This is a genomic window from Celeribacter ethanolicus (assembly GCF_001550095.1).
Classification (GTDB): Bacteria; Pseudomonadota; Alphaproteobacteria; order Rhodobacterales; family Rhodobacteraceae; genus Celeribacter; species Celeribacter ethanolicus.
Genome location: NZ_LRUC01000040.1, coordinates 39,582 through 57,445 on the forward strand (window position 1 = coordinate 39,582; position 17,864 = coordinate 57,445).

Here is a 17,864-nt window from a genome sequence, read left to right on the forward strand (position 1 = left end):
ATTCATAATCTTGAATTTAATCGCGAGATTTGCTACATCTGTCGCAAATCTGACATCCCATTCACGGAGAAACCCAATGTCCATCGACCGCGCTATGTTCCGCTTTGCCGGCGTCATGGTTCTGATCAGCGTCGCGCTGACCCAGTTCGTCAGCCCCTATTTCGTCTGGTTCACCGTTTTCATCGGTGCCAATCTGCTGCAATCCTCCTTCACCGGCTGGTGCCCGGCGGCCAAGATCATGGCCAAACTCGGCCTTCCGGCAGGCTGTGCCTTCGAGAAGTGATCTCGGGTGGAAAAGACCTGAAAAGCGGGGTCCTTCGGGGCCCCGTTTTGTTTTGAGTCTTTGTGCCATCAGAAAGCCGCAGATTCGCGCAGAAAGATGCGGCATCAGGTCAAAGGCGTTTGAATATGGGGGGGATTTGGAGCGGGCGGCGGGAATCGAACCCGCGTCATTAGCTTGGAAGGCTAAGGTCTTACCACTACACAACGCCCGCGCAGTTGAGCCCTGTGTTTAGGCGAAGGAAAATGGAGCGTCAAGTGCTCAAGACAGCCATGAAAGGGCCCGAGCCGGATGGTGTGGCGGGATCACGATTTTGGCGTGGGGCTTGACTTCGGTCAAATTCCCGATTGAAAAGCTCGGGTAAAGCCGTTCTGACTCCTCACGCGCTTTGGAAAGCTGCCTATGCCGATGACAAAAACACGCTCGCTCCAAACTCTCGCCCTGCCAATTCTCTGCGCCCTGCTGAGCTCGCCGGTTGCGGGGAAGGCCGAAGACCTCGCCACGCTCGAAGGGCTGGGCGAGGCGCTGTTCTTCGACGAGAACCTGTCACAGAACCGCACGCAATCCTGTTCGACCTGTCACGATCCGGAGCATGCCTTCGCCGATCCGCGCGGTATGGCCTCGCCGGGGGATGATGGCGTGTCTCTGGGTGATCGTAACGCCCCGACCGCCACCTATGCGCATTTTGCACCGATGTTCGAAAAGCTCGACGAGGGCGTCTATCGTGGCGGTCAGTTCCATGACGGGCGCGCCGCGACGCTCGCCGATCAGGCCGGTGGGCCGCCGCTTAATCCGATTGAGATGGGCATGCCCGATGCGGCTTCTGTTGTGGCGCGGCTGGAAGAGAACCCGGCCTATGTCGTGGCCTTCAAGGATCTCTTCGGAGACGAGATTTTCACCGACAGCGATGCAGCCTATGCGGCGATGACCAAGGCGATTGCCGCTTTCGAGGAGACCGATCTGTTCTCGCCCTTCGACAGCAAATACGACCGCTATCTGCGGGGCGAGGCGGAGCTGACGCGCGAGGAGATGCTGGGCGAGACGCTGTTTTTCTCGCAGCAGTTCACCAATTGCAACCTCTGCCATGAGTTGCTTCCGCGCGCGGGGATGGAAGGCGAGACCTTCACCAATTACGAATATCACAACATCGGCGTGCCGGAGAATGGCGATCTGCGCGATATGAACGGCGTCGGGCGCGGGCACCCGGACCTCGGTCTGGCGCAGAACGGCATGCTGACCGACACGACGGGGCTTGAGGGCAAGATCAAGGTGCCGACGCTGCGCAACGTGGCGGTGACCGGCCCCTATATGCACAACGGCGTGTTTCAGGACCTGCGCACGGTCGTGCTGTTCTACAACACCTACAACACCAAATCCGAGGCGCGGATGATCAACCCGGAGACCGGCGAACGCTTTGGCCTGCCGGAGGTGCCGGAGAATATCTCGATGGAAGAGCTGACCACCGGTCCGGCGCTTGAGGATCGGGAGATCGACGCGCTCGTGGCCTTCATGAAGACCCTGACGGATGCGCGCTACGAGCATTTGCTTGAGGAATGAGCCTGCCCGGGGCGCGACGGCATCGCCGCCCCCCGGGTAAGCCACTTGCTTTACTGGATACCGTTGGCCCGTTGCATTTCCCGGACATAGGCGACAATCGCTTTCAGATCGCCCTCTGTCAGCCCCTCTTGCGGCGGCATGTCGCCAAAACGCCAGTGATGCGCCTGCACCCCGCGCTGGGCGGCCATGACAAAGGCCATGTCACCGTGGTGTGAGGGCTCGTAAATCACATGGACGAGCGGCGGGCCGGAGCCTTCGACCCCTGCGCATTGACACCGTGGCAGGCGGCGCAGGTGGCATCGAAGGCGCGTTTGCCGATCTGTGCATTCGTCGAAAGGCTGTCTGGCAAGATCACCGCGACGAGCGGGGCACCCGCGGCGGGGCGCGAGGACGAGGCGGAGGGGGCCGGTTCGGCGGACGGTTTGAACCCGAGATAGGCGCCCGTGGCCAGCACTGCGGCGGCGGCCACAGGCAGGATGATTTTCTTCATGGATGTTTCCGTATCGGTTCTGGCGCGGTTGCGCCTTGGGAAAAGGGTCAGACGAAAGCGGAACCGGGACGGGGAGGGGGAAGGTCGAGTACGGGTGCATAGGGCAGGAACCCTGCAATCGTCGGCGATGGAAAGCCTGCGGCATGGATGCTGCGAGAGAGGGAGGGCGGCTCTGTGCCGCTGATCGTGCACAACAGGCAGGCGGCATGGGCGCAGAAGAGATGGCCCGCAGCCCCGGCGGTGTTCATTCCCGGGCAAGGGCAGCAGTCCGTGTGGTCATGCGACATGGCCGAGGCCACCGTCTGTGTCGGGGACATTGCCTGCTCGGCCTCCCTCCCCGGAACGGAGAGAAAGGTCATGGACCACAGAAGTAAAAGGATCAGAACCCGACGCATGATGTCCCCGATGTCATGTGGGGCACTCTGAGCAAACGGGCCTTGTCGGTCAATCGGCTTTTGTGTACCCGGCCCTGTCTCGGGCCGGGGAAGGGCTTAGCGCAGGCGCTCGGGCATGTCCTTGAGCCGCGCGCCATTGCCGAGGTCCATTGCGCCTTGCCAGATGCCTTTCGCCCGCATCAGGGGCAGGGAGCGTGGCGTGGTTTTGCTGCCGTCGATCAGCACCATCTCCCTATCCCATTGCACCTCGGTCAGATCGCGAAAGCAGACGTTGAGATGCACTTCGGAATGCTGGAACAGATGCCGGAGCGCACGGGCCGGAAGCGTTGCCGCCAGATCGAGCGTCGGCAATTCCTCGGGCCGTTCCAGCACCTCGCCCTTGACCAAAGCCTCCAGAGCCAGCGCCTGATACCGGGCTTCATAGCTCACCCGCACCACCACATGGGCGCGGGTCAGGCCGGAGATCGCGGCAGGCTCATAAAGCGCCTCGTCGGAAAGCTCCATCAGCTTGCGCGCGAAATAGGCCGTGCCGCGCCGGGCGAGCAACAGGTCCTCGGCGGGCGCATTGGGGGCGTCGAACCGCGCCCCCTTGCCCAGACGCGCTTTCAAAGCCTCGCGGGCGGCCTGATCCGTCTCGGTGAGGGACATTACTGCCCCTCGACCATCTGACGCATGAAGCCGAGGCGTTCCATGATCGGCGCGTCCGAGAAGCGGAACAGGTCGAACTGCGTCTCGGCCTGCAAGGACCACGGCACCCAGCTCGGCACCACGAACATGTCGCCTTTCTCCAGCTTGTGCGTCACGCCGTTCATCACGACCGCGCCTTTGCCTTCGAACACCTGGAAGACGGTGGAGCCGACCTCGTTGCGCGTCGCGGTTTCAACGCCCGCCCGCAGGCGATGGAATTCGCAGCGGATCGTCGGCATCACATCGCCGCCGGTGGTCGGGTTGACGTAGCGGATGGCGGCATGGCCCATCTCGACGGTGGCGGGCTGGCCCTCGTCTTCCAGCAAAAGCTGTTCGGTCAGGGCGCGGTCGGTGAATTCCCAGCGATAGGCACCGATCGGCGAAGACACGGTGTTCTGCAACTGCGACAGCGGGCGCAGGCCCGGATGGCACCAAAGACGCTCGCCACGGGAGAAATCCGGGGTGGCGTTGTCGGTCACACGGTCGGAACCGAACTCGAAGAACCCGACATCCATCTGTTGCGAGAACGGAATGTCGAGGCCGTCGATCCACGCCATCGGCTCGTTGGCGATGTTGTGGTGGCCGTGGAAGTTCCAGCCCGGCGTCAGCAACAGATCCCCGCGCGACATGCGCACCGGATCGCCGTTGACGACGGTCCAGACGCCTTCGCCTTCGACGACGAAGCGGAAGGCGTTTTGCGAGTGGCGGTGCTCCGGCGCGTTCTCGCCCGGGCAAAGATACTGGATCGCGGCCCAGAGCGTCGGCGAAACATAGGCATGGCCGCCGAGACCGGGGTTCGCAAGACCGATGGCGCGGCGCTCGCCGCCCCGGCCCACCGGCACCAGCTCGCCGGATTTTTCCGCCAGCGGCAGAAGATCGGCCCAACGCCAGACATGCGGCACGGCCTTGGATTTGGGCGTCATCGGCATCAGGTCGCCGAGTTGCGTCCAGAGCGGGATCAGGCTTTCGTCCTCGAACCCTTTGTAAAGGGCGCGCAGTTCCGGGGTATCCTCCGGCTGCATGCCATGTTCGATGGTGTCGTGGCTGCGATCTTCGGTCAGCATCGTGAAATTCCTCCGGGATAGGGGCCGCCTCAGGCGGCGTCGGGTTGATTGGGCGGTGCGGCTTTCGTGAAGGCCGGGAGCTTGTCGAGTTCGGCGTAAATGCGCGAAATCACCGGCCAGTTTTCCAGCGGCACGCCAAAGCGTTTGTTGTTCCAGATCTGCGCATAGAGGCAGCAATCGGCCATGGTCGGCGTATCACCGTGGCAATAAAGCCCGGTGTCTTTCGAGGCGGAAAGTTCGGCCTCCAGCGCGTCGAAGGTGATGGTGACCCAATGGGTGAACCACTCCTTCTGCGCCTCTTCATCGGCACCGAACTGATCGCGCAAACGGAACAAAACGCGCAGGTTGTTGAGCGGGTGGATTTCCAGCGCGATCATGTAAGACAGCGCGCGGACACGGGCACGGCCATCGGCATCGGCGGGCAAAAGCGCGGGCTCCGGGTGAGTCTCCTCCAGCCATTCCATGATGGCGAGAGATTGCGTCAGGTAGCTGCCGTCCTCGCGCTCAAGGGTGGGGACCAGACCCTGCGGGTTCTTCGCCAGATACTCCGGCGTCCGCGTTTCCCCGGTGCGCAGCACATAGGGAATATAGTCATAGTCCAGCCCCTTGAGGTTCAACGCGGCACGGAGCCGCGTTGAGGTGGAGGACCGGAAGAAGTTGTGCAACTTCAAGGTCATCGGATCAGGCCTCTCAGGCTTCGCGTTTGCCGATCGGGGTCTCGATTTTGCCGAGACCTTCGATTTCGACCACGCAGGTGTCACCCTCGACGAGAGCGCCAACGCCCGCAGGCGTACCGGTCATGATCAGATCGCCCGGCTGGAGCGTCATCGAATGCGACAGGATCGAGATGATTTCCGGCACCGACCAGATGAGTTCGGCCAGATCGGCGTCCTGTTTCACTTCACCATTGACGGTGAGCTTGATGGAGCCCTTGTCCGGGTGACCGACTTTCTCGACCGGGAACACCGGACCGATGACAGCAGAGCGGTCAAACGCCTTGCCCCAGTCCCACGGACGGCCTTGCTCGCGCGCTTTGAGCTGCAGGTCGCGACGGGTCAGGTCGTTGCCAACCGCGTAACCCCAGACGTGGGAGAGGCTGTCCTCTTCGGAGATGTTCTTGCCACCTTTTCCAATCACGGCCACGAGTTCGGCTTCGTAGTGGAAATTCTCGGTCTCCGGCGGGTAGGTGACCACTTCGCCGGTGTCCACCACGGCATCGGCCGGTTTGGTGAAGAAGAAGGGCGGATCGCGATCCGGGTCCTTGCCCATCTCGCGGGCGTGGGCGGCGTAGTTGCGGCCGACGCAGAAGATGCGGCGGACCGGGAGACGATCATCGGTGCCATCCACGGCCACGGTGGCCGGCTCAGAGGGGGGGAAGACATAAGCCATAGGTTTGTCCTTTGCGTTTCTTGGATTATTCAGCAGCGGTTTTCAGCGCGGCGTTGACGGTGCTCTCGTCGAGGCCGGTGGAGCCATAGAGCCAGGAAAGTTGGTCGTACCATTCGTCCGGCGTCATGCCCGACATGACGTGGTTGCGCACGGCGGCTTTGGCGTCGTCCGGGTGGTAGATGTATTCGCCGATGAGGCGCGAGTTCATCTGGACGCGGGCGGTGCGGACCTTGCGCATTTCCTGATAGATTTGCAGCGCGCGTTCGACATTGTCGCCGTAATGCTCGATGCAATGCGACAGCGCGACCGCGTCTTCCATCGCCATACAGGCACCCTGCGCGAAGTACTGGAGCATCGGGTGGGCGGCATCGCCCAGAAGCGCCACGCGGTTGTCGACCCAGTTGGAAATCGGATCGCGGTCACAGAGCACCCAAAGTTTCCAGTCGGAGCCATGTTCGATGACCTGACGGGCTTTCGGGTGGATGTGCTCGAAGCCTGCGGCGACCTCTTCTTTCGACACCGGACGGCCTGCGATGGCCTCTTTGACGTCGCGGTGGTAGGTCACGACAAGGTTGAACACTTTCCAGCCCTTGAGCGGGTAGTGGACGATGTGACATTTCGGACCGGCCCAAAGGGTGGCCGCGTTCCAGCGCAGGTCTTCGGGCATTTGCTCGGTCGGGATGACGGAGCGGTAGGTGGTATGGCCGGAGATGCGCGGCTCGCCGTCGCCGATCATCTGGCCACGGATCGGGGAGCGCAGACCTTCGGCGCCGATCAGGAAGGAGCCTTTGATCGGATCGCGGTCTTTCACCTTGAGCGTGACGGAGGTGCCGTCCTGCTCATAGCCTTCCACAACATGGGAGGTGCGAATGTCGACGAGCGGGCTGTCTTCGCAATATTTCAAGAGAACGCCATGCAGATCGGCGCGGTGCACCACGGCGTAGGGGTTTTTGAAGCGCTCGCGGAACGGCTCGTCCAGCGGAATAGAGGTGATGTCCTCTGCGGTTTGCGCATCCATCAGGCGCAGCTTGTCGATATAGACCGCTTTCTCGCGGGCTTCGTCGCCAATGCCCAGATAGTCGAAGCAATGGAAGGCGTTCGGGCCGATCTGGATGCCGGCGCCGATCTCGCCGAGCGCCGGGGCCTGTTCGACGACGATGGAGCGATGGCCCTTGCGTGCGAGGCCACATGCCGCCGCCAGACCGCCGATGCCGCCGCCTGCGATGATGATGGGAAGATCAGACATGAAAGTGTCTCCTTATGTCAGCCGCCAATGAGGCGTGGAATGGTGAGGGTGAGGGCGGGGATGAAAATGATCAGGCCCACACGGATGACCTCAGAGCCGAGGAAGGGCATGACACCGCGGAAGACGGTGGACATGGGCGTGTCCTTGGCGAGCGAGGAGATGATGAAGACGTTGAGGCCCACGGGCGGGGTGATCAGCCCGAGCTCGACGACAATGAGGGCGAGGATGCCGAACCAGATTTTCAGGTCTTCGTTGGTCATGCCGAAGGCGGCCATGTCGGCGGTGACATATTCGCCGCCATTCATCGCGATCAGGGTCGGCCAGAAGAACGGCACCACCACGAGGATCATCGCGAGGCTTTCCATGAAACAGCCGAGGATCACGAAGGCCACGAGCATCAGGATCAGCACCAGCATCGGGTCCATGCCCGAGTTCGCCGCCCATTCGGACAGCGCCTGCGGCAGGCCGGAGCGGGTGAAGAAGCCCTTGAGCACTTCGGCGCCGAACAGGATCAGGTAGATCATGCCCGACGTGATCGCGGTGGCGTGGAGCGCGCGCTTCATGCCGTCCCAGTTCAGCCCTTCGCCGGTGCGCGCCCGCAGGATAAACCCGTAGACGGCGATCAGGAACACGCCGATGGAGGCGGCGGGGGTGGGGGTGAAAAGACCGAAACCGAGGCCGAGGATGATCGCGCCGAAGATGGCGATCACCGGGACGAGGCGTTTGAGCGCGCGGTTGCGCTCTTCGCGTTCCATCGGGCGCGGTTCGGGGGCCAGAGACGGGTTCACCCGCACCAGAATGGCGATCACGCCGATGAAGGACAGCACGGCCAGAAGACCCGGCAGAACAGCGGCCTGGAACATCTTGAGGATCGAACCCTCAACGATGATCGCATAGATCACCAGCGCCACCGATGGCGGGATCAGGATGCCGAGCGTGCCACCCGCGGCCAGCGCACCGGCGGAGAGACGGTCTTTGTAACCAAGCGCCTTGAGCTCCGGCAGGGCCACTTTGCCCATGGTCGCAGCGGTTGCGAGCGAGGAGCCGCAGACCGCGCCAAATCCGCCGCAGGCCGCAATCGCCGCCATGGCCACGCCGCCTCTGAGACGCGACAGCAGGGCTTCGAGACCTTTGAACAGGTCCGACGAGAGCCGTGCCTCGGCGGCAATATAGCCCATGAGCACAAAGAGCGGCACGACCGAGAGGTCATAGCTTGCGACGTTCTCCCACAAGAGCGTCTTGAACTGCCGGATATAGGGCACGAACCGGACATAGGGCAGAGCGAGCGACAGCGCATAGGTGCCGCCGATGCCGACGATGATCATCGCGATGCCGACGGGCATGCGCAGGATCAGAAGGCCGAAAAGAATGACGAGGCCAACGACCCCGATGGTGATGGGATCAAGCATAGCGTGCGTCTCCGAACATCTGGCTGACGGACACGATGGCCCAAAGGATCATGGAGGCGATGCCGGGGATGTAGAACGGCCAGATCGGCCAGCCCAGCACACCGGCTTCGGCGGCGTCTGCGCGCACTTCGATCATGCCCTGCACCATCCACCAGGCGAGAAACAGCGCGACACCGGCGGTGAGCGTGAGCCACATGCGGTCCAGAAGCCATTTCACCGGCATCGGTGCATTGGCGACGAAAAGATCGACGGCCACATGGCCGCGCGAGGCCTGGGTGAAGGGAAAGAACATCAGAGCTGCGCCGGAAATGGCGAGCTGAACGAAATCTTCATAGCCGGGAAGGCCGGAGACATTGAGGCCAAACGGGCCGACGATACGATCGAGAATGAAAGCGCCTGTGTTCGTGGTGGTGACCAGAACGATGACAAAGAGGATGGCGCCTCCAAGCATGGCAAAGAAATCTGCCAGACGCGTGACAACAGCGTACATAGCATGCCTCCCGGTATTGGGTGCGTGTTTCGGGGTTATGGGGGAGAGACGGGTGCGACCCGCCTCTCCGGTCCTGGACGACTCTGTCGGTCGTTATTCGGTATGCGCCGCAGCGATCGCGGCACGCGCGGCGTCGACAAGACCAGCGCCGTCGATGCCTTTCGCCGTGACCTCATCGACCCAGCGCGCGACAACCTGTTCACCAGCGGCGTTGAACTTTGCGGCTTCTTCGACGGAGAAGACATTGCGGGTCACACCGGCTGCGTCGAGCGCCGAGGTGCCGTCCTCTTCGAAACCTTCCCACATCGCGCCGATCCCGGCAGCGACATTCATGCCGGAATTGGCGTCGATCACCGCTTTCAGATCGTCGGGCAGGTCTTCGTAAACGTCCTTGTTCATCGCCACCATGAAAACGGCGGTGCCGAAACGGTCGCCGTCCGGAAGCTCGGCGGTGTATTTGTCGAGTTCCTGAAGTTTCAGCGCAGGCACGATCTCATATGTGGTCATCGCGCCGTCGATCACGCCCTTGGACATGGCTTCGGGCACGGCCGGAACCGGCAGGCTCACCGGCTCTGCGCCGAGTGCTTCGATCAGCCAGGCGCCGGTTCGACCCGGTGTGCGCAGCTTCATGCCCGCGACGTCCTCGAAGGTGGTGACTTCCTTGCTGCCGGAATGGATCAGGTTGCCGTCATTGGCGTGGAGGAACAGGACGTGAATGTCTTTGAAATCCTCGGCCAGAAGATCGAGCGACGCGTTAAGCGCAATGGTCGTGTCGGTCGCGGAGCCTTTGTGCACGGTCGGCAGTTCGAACACTTCGGTGCGCGGAAAGACACCCGGCGTATAGCCCAGAAGCGTCCAGACGATGTCGGCGGTGCCATCGCGGACCTGACCGTAAAGCTCGCCCGGTTTGCCGCCCATCGACATCGACGGGTAAATCTGAACGTCGATGCGACCATCGCTGTCGGCTTTGACCTTTTCGGCCCAGGGTTCGAGCATCACCTTATGCGCATTGGACACCGGCGGCAGGAAATGGTGCAGGATCAGCGTGACATCCTGTGCGAAAGCGGACGTTGCGGTCACGGTGGCGATGGTTGCGGCGGCGATGGTGCCGAACAATTTGGCCTTAAGATTCATGTGAGCTCCTCCATTTGTCTCCGGGCGCACTCCCGTTGCGCCACAATAATGTGTATACTTACTATTGATCTGAGTCAATTCTGTAAGCATGCTTATTATTGACCTGTGTCACGGAGTTAAGGCATTGGGGAGACAATGCGCCGCAGGGGCAGGGAAAGGACACACATGGCACTTGAAATTCACAACATGGCGGGACATCTGATTCGTCGTCTGAATCAGATTTCCATGTCCGTCTTTACCGAGCGGATGAAGGCGCAGGGGCAGACCATGACGTCAGTGCAATTCGCAGCCCTGAATGCGATCCGCGCTCATCCCGGCATTGAGCAGGCGCGTCTGGCCGAATTGATCGCCTATGACCGGGCGACCATCGGCGGTGTGCTTGATCGACTCGAGGGGAAGGGGCTGATCCTGCGGTCGGTTTGCGAAACGGACCGGCGGGCGCGGCTCGTGTCCTTGACGGAGGTGGGGCAGGCGCTGCTCGATGAGATGATCCCCGTGGTGCGCGGATTTCAGGACGAGATCCTCTCTGGCCTGACACCCGAAGAGCGCGAAGACTTCCTGCGGCTTGCGGCAAAGGCCGCGGACGGGGGCAATCACCTGTCGCGCGCACCGCTGATTCTCGAAAAGAAAGTCTGATCTCCGCTGCTGCATCGCAGCGCACCCGACCCGATCTGCCCGTGCCTTTTGGTGCGGGCTTTTTGTTTTTCGGGGAATTCCTGCGCGCCCGGTGTGTTGCATCTGCGAGATAGATCACCTATTTAATTGTTCATTGACAGAACAATTATCCTGCGACATGTTTCTCTCAAACGGGAGGAACATTCATGAAGATCGAAGGGCTTGTCGCAGCCGTCACCGGCGCGGGCAGCGGGCTCGGTTTCGCGACGGCAAAGCGTCTGGCGGAACAGGGGGCAAAAGTTGCCGTTCTCGACCTGTCGGGCGCATCCGCAGCGCGCACCGCAGGTGAAATCGGCGGCCAAGGCTATGCCGTAGACGTCAGCGATCCGGCGGCGGTCGAGGCCACATTCGCACAGATCGAAGCAGAGATGGGCACGCCCCGCATAGTGGTGTCCTGCGCCGGGATCGGCACGGCGGCGCGTATCCTGCCGCGCGACGGCTCGCTCACCATCGACACATTCGCCAAGGCGCTGAACGTCAATCTTCTCGGCACTTACGCGGTGATGAACATCGCAGCAAAGGCCATGGCCAAGGCCGATCCGGTGGACGAAGACGGCGCGCGCGGTGTGATCGTCAACACCTCTTCTGTGGCCTTCGAAGATGGCCAGATCGGGCAGGCGGCCTATTCCGCCTCGAAAGGCGGTGTGGCCTCGATGACCTTGCCCGCCGCGCGCGAGCTGGCGCGGTTTGGCATCCGCGTCATGGCCATCGCGCCGGGCCTGTTCGAAACCGCGATGAGCGCGGGCCTGCCGGACGATATCCGTGCCGAGATTCTCCAGAACGTGCCCTATCCCTCGCGGATGGGCGACCCGGATGAATATGCCCGCCTTGTGCAGGCCATCGTCGAAAACCCGATGCTGAACGGGACCATCATTCGCCTCGACGCCGCCGCGCGTATGCCGATCAAATAAGAGACCAAGACAATGACCAGCGAGATCCTCAAAATCGAGATCGAAGGGCCGATTGCCACCCTGACCATGAACCGCCCCGGCAAGCGCAACGCAATGTGCGACGAGTTGCTCGACGCCATCGACGGCTTTTTCTCCGCGCCCCCGGAAGGCGTGCGCGTGGTGATCCTGACCGGGACGGAGGGGCATTATTGCTCGGGCCTCGATCTCTCCGAACATGTTGCCCGCAACGCCGAAGGCACCATGCGCCACTCGCGCAACTGGCATTCCGTGATGGAGAAAATCCAGTTCGGCGGCCTGCCGGTGATCTCCGCCATGTTCGGCGCCGTCATCGGCGGCGGGCTTGAAATGGCCTCCGCGACCCATGTGCGCATCGCCGAGCCCTCGACCATCTTCCAACTGCCCGAGGGGATGCGTGGCATCTTTGTCGGCGGCGGTGCGACCGTCCGTGTGGGGCGTATCCTTGGAGCGGACCGGATGTGCGAGATGATGCTCACCGGGCGCAAATACAATTCCGACGAAGGACTGGCGCTTGGCCTGACGCATTATGCGGTGGGCGAGGGTGAGGCGCTGGCACTGGCGCAGAAGCTTGCCGCCAAGATCGCCAGGAACGCCACGCTGTCGAATTACATGATGATTCAGGCGATCAGCCGGATCGAAGATATGGCGAAGGCCGACGGTCTGTTCATGGAAAGCATGTGCGCCGCCGTGTCGCAAACCAGTGCCGATGCCGAAGAGGGGCTTAAGGCCTTCTTGGAAAAACGCGCGCCGGTCTTCCGTTAACCGGTCTTTCGGTGACGTGCGTGGCGGTGAGGAGGCCGCCCGCACCAACAAAAAACAAGACCCGTAACACGGGCGCATGTCATGATTTGGGAGGATTACACATGACGACGATGACACGCCGCACGGCGCTGGCCACCATGGGCGCGGCTCTCGCGACCCCGGCCTTTCTCAAAAAAGCCCACGCCGCCGAGGTGACGCTGCGCGTGGCCCACTTCCTGCCGGGCGTTGCGCCGATGCAGACCCGGTTCTTCGATGTCTGGGCTAAGGAAATCTCCGACGCCTCGAATGGTGCGATCGAATTTCAGATGTTCCCCTCGATGCAGCTCGGCGGCAAACCGCCCCAGCTCGCCGATCAGGCGCGCCAAGGCATCGCGGACATCTCCTGGACCCTGCCGGTCTATACGCCGGATCGTTTCCCGGTGGCCGAAACCTTCGCGCTGCCCTTCATGGTGACGAATGCGGAAAAGACCTCCGTCGCGATGGATCAGCTCATGCAGGAGTTCGGCCAGAACGAATACAAGGGGCTGAAACCCTTGGCCTTCCACACCCATGACGGTGGCAAATTCCACACCCGTGGTCAGAAGATCAACACGGTCGAGGACCTCAAGGGTCTCAAACTCCGCGCGCCCAATCAGGCGACCGGCGAGATGCTGACGCTGATGGGCGCCGAAACCGTGTTTTTCCCGGTGACCGAGATGGTCGTGGGGCTGTCGAACGGTGTGATCGACGGCTGCTGTCTGCCCTATGAGGTGGTGCCGGCTTTCAAATTGCAGGAACTGACGTCCGTGACCAACGAACCCGAAGCGGGCGGGCGCGGCGTCTATTGCAACACCTTTGCCCTCGTCATGAACGAGCGCAAATATGAGGGCCTGTCCGACGATCTGCGCAAGGTGATCGACGATCATTCCGGCCCCGATCTGTCCCGCCGTCTCGGCGCGCAGTTCGATGAGTTCGAGGCTTTTGGTCGTTCGGTCGTCGAGAAGCAGGGTAACGAGATCCACACCATCCCGGCGGCGGAAATCGAGAAATGGCGCGAGATGGCCCAGCCGATCTACGACACCTGGATCGAAAAGCTGAACAAAGCGGGTCACGACGGTGCGGCCATCGTGGCGCGCGCCAACGAACTTCTCGACGCGCAGGGCTGAGCCATGGCCGAGCGGCTTCATAACGACGACGAGCAGGGGGAGCACACCCCCCTGTTTCTTCTCCTCCGCGCGGTCTGCCTGACCTCGGCGGGGATCGGCGGCGCGGTGATTTTTGCCGCTTCTCTGACCGTTACCCTCTCGGTCGTGATGCGCAACCTCGGGTTTGGCGGCATTCGCGGCGATTTCGAGCTGGTGGAACTGGCCTGCGCCGCCTGCGCCTCGCTGTTCCTGCCGCTCTGCCAATTCAACAAGGGCCATGTCATGGTCGATCTCTTCACTCTCTGGCTGAAACCCATCACCCAACGCCGCTTCGATGGCGTCTGGACCCTGATCTTTGCCGCCTGCTGGGCATTCGTCACATGGCGTCTCTCGCTGGGTATGGCGGAGATGCATGACTATGGCGACCGCACGATGCTTTTGCGCGCGCCCGTCTGGATGGTCTACCTGCCCGCGATCTTCGGCATGGGTCTCTCCGCCGTGGTTGCTTTGCTGCAATCCCTGCCGATGATGAGCGGCGCGTTTCGCGCGCTGGAGGTGCGCTGATGGAGCCTTTGACGATTGCCATTATCATGGTCGTGGCCCTTCTGGCGCTGATCTTCGCGCGGATGCCGATTGCGCTGGGCATGGGGCTTGTGGGGGCGGTGGGTTATGTCACGCTGGCCTCGCCTTGGGCGTTGATGGCCTATTTCAATACGGCCTGGGTCGACAAATTCATGTCCTATGAACTGGCCATCGTGCCTTTGTTCATCCTCATGGGGCATCTTGCCACCCGCTCCGGCATCTCGGCTGCGATCTTCGCCGCGTCGAACGCCTGGATCGGCCATTTGCGCGGCGGTCTCGCCATGGCCTCCGTGGCGGGCTGTGCGATGTTCGGGTCCATTTCCGGCTCGTCGCTAGCAACGGCCTCCACCATGGCCCGCGTGGCGCTGCCGGAGATGCGCAAGCATGGCTATTCCGGCGCTCTGGCCTCTGGCTCTCTCGCCGCGGGTGGCACGCTCGGCATCCTGATCCCGCCCTCCGTGGTCTTGATCATCTATGCGCTTCTGACCGAACAAAACATCGTCAAACTGTTTCTGGCGGCCACCATCCCCGGCACGCTGGCGGTCATCGGCTTTTGCATCGCCATCGCGGTTTACGTCCGCCTCTTCCCCGAAGAAGGCCCGACCCACGAACCCGCAAGTTTTGCCCAACGGATGAAGGCGCTCAAAGACATCTGGCATGTCGTCGCGATCTTCATCGTCGTGCTGGGCGGCATCTACGGCGGGTTCTTTACACCGGCAGAAGGTGCCTCCGTCGGGGTGGTCCTGATGCTCGTGACCGGGCTTCTGACCAAGGGGCTGAACGCCCGCGCCATCCTCGATTGCCTGATCGACACTGCGGGCTCGACCGCGATGATCTTTGCCATCGTCTTCGGCGCGGATATTTTCAACGTGGCGCTCGCTCTGTCGCAAATGCCCGCCGATGTCGCCGCCTATTTCGGGCAGGCCGATGTGGCCCCGATCGTGATCCTTCTGGGTATCATCCTGTTCTACCTGATCATGGGCTGCGTCATGGACAGCCTCTCGATGATCCTTTTGACCGTCCCGGTGTTCTTCCCCACCATCATGGCGCTCGATTTCGGCCTGATGCCGGAACAACAGGCCATGTGGTTCGGCATCATCTCTCTGGTGGTGGTCGAGGTCGGGCTGATCACGCCGCCGGTGGGCATGAACCTCTTCGTCATCTCCTCGATGGCCAGGGACATCCCGACGGCACAGATCTTTCGCGGCACCATGCCTTTCATTGTGGCGGAGGCCTTCCGGATCGTCATTCTGGTGAGCTTCCCCGTGCTGAGCTATTGGCTTGTGGATCTGGTGGCGAACTGAGGACAGACACATGAGCAAAATCGACAAGGATACGGTGATCACGGATCAGAAGCTGCGGCAATTCGTGGGCTACACGATGAAGCGCGCCTTTCTGACCGTGCGGGAGGATCTGGCAACGGTTCTGGAGCCGCTTGGGTTGCGGATGACCTCGTTTTCCGCGCTCGCGATCATTCACGAAAACCCCGACATCTCCCAGAGCCGCCTCGCCGAGGCGCTTTATATCGAACGCTCCGGCGTGGTGGTTCTGGTGGACGAGTTGGAGAGCGCCGATCTGATCGAGCGCGGACGTGTGGAGGGCGACCGGCGGCAATATGCGCTGCGCACCACGGAGGCGGGCGAGGCGAAATGGCAGGAGGCGGAGCGCGCCGTGCAGGCGCATGAGGATGCTCTGCTCCGGGATCTGACACCGGAAGAGCGCAGCACGCTGCGCGCGCTTCTGCGACGGGTCCGGCGAAGGTAACGGCCGCCCGCGCGGAGGAGCGCGGCAGGCCAGGAGACAAGGGCCGCAAAGGCCAAGGGAGGAACGCATGAAAGATACGATCACGGGGCTGACCATTGCGCCCCATTCGGTTCGGATGGAGCGGCGCGCGGAGGATTTCGTCCTGACGTCCAACATCCCGCTCGATCCGGTCGTCGACCACACCGGCGTGTGGTTAGAGAAATGGGCCGTCGAGCGCCCCGATGCCGTTTTCCTCGCCGAACGCTCCGGCGCGGGCTGGCGCGAGCTGGGCTATGCCGAGGTGCTCGCACAGATCAAAGCCATCGCTTCGTCTCTCGCCGCGCGCGGTCTAAATGAGGCGACGCCGATCCTGATCATGTCCGGAAATTCGGTCGATCACGCGCTGATCTCCTTCGCCGCGCAATGGGCGGGCGTGCCGACCGTGCCTCTGGCCGAACAATATTCCCTGATCGAGGAAGCGCATTTCCGTCTGCAATACGCGATCAACAAGACGAAGCCCAAAATGGCCTTCGTCGACGATGCCGCACGCTATGCCAAGGCGCTTGCCCTTCCCGATCTCGACGGGATCGAAATCGTGGCCTCTCTCCCGGAGGGCGCGCCACGCCCGGTTACCCCCCTGTCCGAGCTTCTCAAGGGGGATGCGGGCGTGGACCTGTCTGCCGTGCACGCATCGGTCGGCCCGGATACGCTGGCGAAAATCCTTTTCACCTCCGGCTCTTCGTCCGATCCGAAAGGCGTGATGACCACCCAGCGCATGATGTGTGCCAATCAGGCGCAAATGGCCTCCGTCCTGCCCTTCACCAAAGAACGCCCGCCACGCATCGTCGACTGGCTGCCTTGGAACCACGTGTTCGGCGGCTCGCACAACGTCAACATGATGCTCCTGCATGGCGGCTCCTTCTACATCGACAACGGCAAGCCGACGAAGGCGCTGTTCCAGCACACGATCGACAACATCACCGACAAGCCGGGCAATTTCGCCTTCAACGTGCCGGTGGGTTTCTCGATGCTGGTGCATGAGATGGAACACAACATGGCGCTGCGTGAGGCCTATTTCAAAGACCTCGACATGCTGTTCTATGCCGGCGCGTCGCTGCCGCAAGACATTTGGACCCGGCTCGAAGAAATGGCGATGGAAGTGCGCGGGCGTCTGCCCCTGATGATCTCGTCTTGGGGCCTCACCGAGACCGCGCCCGCCAACGTCATGGTGCACGAACATATCGGCCGCTCCGGCGTCATCGGCGTGCCGATCCCCGGTGTTGAGGTGAAACTCATCCCCGATGCCGACATGCGCTGCGAGATCAGGGTCAAAGGCCCGAATGTCATGCCCGGCTATCTCAACGACCCGGAGAAGAGCGCCGAGGCCTTTGACGACGAAGGGTTTTTCATCACCGGCGATGCGGTGAAATTCCTCGATGCCGATGATCCGGACCGGGGCCTCGTCTTCGACGGCCGCGTGTCCGAGGATTTCAAATTGCTGACCGGCACATGGGTGCAGGCGGGCAAGCTGCGTCTCGATGTGCTGGAGGCTCTGCGCGGGCTGGTGCTCGACGTCGTGGTCTGTGGTCACGACCGGGGTGAAATCGGCCTTTTCGTCTTCCCGCGCCCGGATCACGTCCATGGCGACAACTGCTCCGAGGGGGCCGTGATCGACGAACATCTTCAGGCCGAGATTCACCACGTCTTGCGCAAAATGGCCCGCGCCGCCTCCGGCTCCGCCAAGCGCATTGCCCGCGCCATCATTCTCGCCGAGCCGCCCTCCGTCAAAGATGGAGAGATCACCGACAAAGGCTCGATCAACACCCGCAAGGTCATCACCCGCCGCGCCGATCTTCTCGAACGTCTCTACGACAACGAAGATCCGGCCCTCATCCGCGTGTAAGGAAT

General features: G+C 62.1%; 18 protein-coding genes, 1 tRNA gene and 1 pseudogene. 10 read left to right on the forward strand and 10 right to left on the reverse strand.

The genetic code is table 11. From position 1 onward, the window contains the following. Positions 1 to 76: 76 nt before the first annotated feature. Complete coding sequence (locus tag NH195_RS14635; RefSeq protein WP_066708435.1) at positions 77 to 283, forward strand: YgaP family membrane protein; 207 nt, start codon at positions 77 to 79, stop codon at positions 281 to 283. Between the two features lie 137 nt (positions 284 to 420). On the opposite strand, the gene NH195_RS14640 is transcribed toward NH195_RS14635, so the two are convergent. Beyond that, positions 421 to 494, reverse strand: a tRNA-Gly gene (locus NH195_RS14640). Between the two features lie 194 nt (positions 495 to 688). Between NH195_RS14640 and NH195_RS14645 the strand changes: the two genes are divergently transcribed. Next, complete coding sequence (locus tag NH195_RS14645) at positions 689 to 1,837, forward strand: cytochrome-c peroxidase (protein WP_202906511.1); 1,149 nt, start codon at positions 689 to 691, stop codon at positions 1,835 to 1,837. 50 nt (positions 1,838 to 1,887) lie between these two features. Here the strand turns inward: NH195_RS14645 and NH195_RS14650 are convergent. The 9 genes and pseudogenes from NH195_RS14650 to NH195_RS14695 form a co-directional block, all read right to left on the reverse strand. Continuing rightward, positions 1,888 to 2,327, reverse strand: a pseudogene (locus NH195_RS14650) (c-type cytochrome). Positions 2,328 to 2,818: 491 nt separating this feature from the next. Continuing rightward, positions 2,819 to 3,370: a maleylpyruvate isomerase N-terminal domain-containing protein gene (locus tag NH195_RS14660; protein ID WP_066708441.1), complete on the reverse strand. Its 552-nt coding sequence runs from the start codon at positions 3,368 to 3,370 to the stop codon at positions 2,819 to 2,821. Continuing rightward, complete coding sequence (locus tag NH195_RS14665; RefSeq protein ID WP_066708444.1) at positions 3,370 to 4,473, reverse strand: cupin domain-containing protein; 1,104 nt, start codon at positions 4,471 to 4,473, stop codon at positions 3,370 to 3,372. Before NH195_RS14665 ends, NH195_RS14660 begins: the two co-directional genes overlap by 1 nt. Before the next feature lie 29 nt (positions 4,474 to 4,502). Continuing rightward, positions 4,503 to 5,150 (reverse strand): maleylacetoacetate isomerase, encoded by a 648-nt coding sequence (gene maiA, locus NH195_RS14670; RefSeq protein WP_066708446.1) that lies wholly within the window; start codon positions 5,148 to 5,150, stop codon positions 4,503 to 4,505. 13 nt (positions 5,151 to 5,163) lie between these two features. Then, positions 5,164 to 5,862: a fumarylacetoacetate hydrolase family protein gene (locus tag NH195_RS14675; protein ID WP_066708447.1), complete on the reverse strand. Its 699-nt coding sequence runs from the start codon at positions 5,860 to 5,862 to the stop codon at positions 5,164 to 5,166. Between the two features lie 25 nt (positions 5,863 to 5,887). After that, the gene (locus NH195_RS14680) at positions 5,888 to 7,108 is read right to left on the reverse strand and encodes a 3-hydroxybenzoate 6-monooxygenase (RefSeq protein WP_066708450.1); all 1,221 of its coding nucleotides are present in this window, start codon (positions 7,106 to 7,108) and stop codon (positions 5,888 to 5,890) included. 17 nt (positions 7,109 to 7,125) lie between these two features. Further along, positions 7,126 to 8,517 carry a TRAP transporter large permease gene (locus NH195_RS14685; RefSeq protein WP_066708453.1) on the reverse strand — a complete coding sequence of 464 codons (1,392 nt, stop codon included), beginning with the start codon at positions 8,515 to 8,517 and terminating at the stop codon, positions 7,126 to 7,128. Next, positions 8,510 to 9,007 (reverse strand): TRAP transporter small permease, encoded by a 498-nt coding sequence (locus tag NH195_RS14690; RefSeq protein WP_066708456.1) that lies wholly within the window; start codon positions 9,005 to 9,007, stop codon positions 8,510 to 8,512. Before NH195_RS14690 ends, NH195_RS14685 begins: the two co-directional genes overlap by 8 nt. Before the next feature lie 93 nt (positions 9,008 to 9,100). Continuing rightward, positions 9,101 to 10,141, reverse strand: coding sequence for a TRAP transporter substrate-binding protein (locus tag NH195_RS14695; protein WP_066708459.1), 1,041 nt, complete (start codon positions 10,139 to 10,141; stop codon positions 9,101 to 9,103). Between the two features lie 165 nt (positions 10,142 to 10,306). Here NH195_RS14695 and NH195_RS14700 point away from each other — a divergent pair, with 165 nt between their 5' ends. From NH195_RS14700 to NH195_RS14735, 8 genes are all read left to right on the forward strand, one after another. Then, a complete protein-coding gene (locus NH195_RS14700; protein ID WP_066708462.1) occupies positions 10,307 to 10,777 on the forward strand; it encodes a MarR family winged helix-turn-helix transcriptional regulator in 471 nt (156 codons plus the stop codon). Positions 10,778 to 10,962: 185 nt separating this feature from the next. After that, positions 10,963 to 11,727 carry an SDR family NAD(P)-dependent oxidoreductase gene (locus NH195_RS14705; RefSeq protein ID WP_066708465.1) on the forward strand — a complete coding sequence of 255 codons (765 nt, stop codon included), beginning with the start codon at positions 10,963 to 10,965 and terminating at the stop codon, positions 11,725 to 11,727. 12 nt (positions 11,728 to 11,739) lie between these two features. Then, positions 11,740 to 12,507, forward strand: coding sequence for a crotonase/enoyl-CoA hydratase family protein (locus tag NH195_RS14710; RefSeq protein ID WP_066708468.1), 768 nt, complete (start codon positions 11,740 to 11,742; stop codon positions 12,505 to 12,507). Positions 12,508 to 12,608: 101 nt separating this feature from the next. Continuing rightward, a complete protein-coding gene (locus tag NH195_RS14715) occupies positions 12,609 to 13,652 on the forward strand; it encodes a TRAP transporter substrate-binding protein (protein ID WP_238379771.1) in 1,044 nt (347 codons plus the stop codon). A 3-nt stretch (positions 13,653 to 13,655) separates the two neighbouring features. Next, positions 13,656 to 14,195 carry a TRAP transporter small permease gene (locus tag NH195_RS14720; protein ID WP_066708471.1) on the forward strand — a complete coding sequence of 180 codons (540 nt, stop codon included), beginning with the start codon at positions 13,656 to 13,658 and terminating at the stop codon, positions 14,193 to 14,195. Then, positions 14,195 to 15,517, forward strand: coding sequence for a TRAP transporter large permease (locus NH195_RS14725; RefSeq protein ID WP_066708474.1), 1,323 nt, complete (start codon positions 14,195 to 14,197; stop codon positions 15,515 to 15,517). Before NH195_RS14720 ends, NH195_RS14725 begins: the two co-directional genes overlap by 1 nt. A 10-nt stretch (positions 15,518 to 15,527) precedes the next feature. Then, on the forward strand, positions 15,528 to 15,977 hold the full coding sequence (locus NH195_RS14730) for a MarR family winged helix-turn-helix transcriptional regulator (RefSeq protein ID WP_066708477.1): 450 nt from the start codon (positions 15,528 to 15,530) through the stop codon (positions 15,975 to 15,977). A 67-nt stretch (positions 15,978 to 16,044) separates the two neighbouring features. After that, entirely contained in the window at positions 16,045 to 17,859 is a 1,815-nt protein-coding gene (locus NH195_RS14735; protein WP_066708481.1) for a feruloyl-CoA synthase, read from the forward strand. The last annotated feature ends 5 nt before the right edge of the window (positions 17,860 to 17,864 follow it).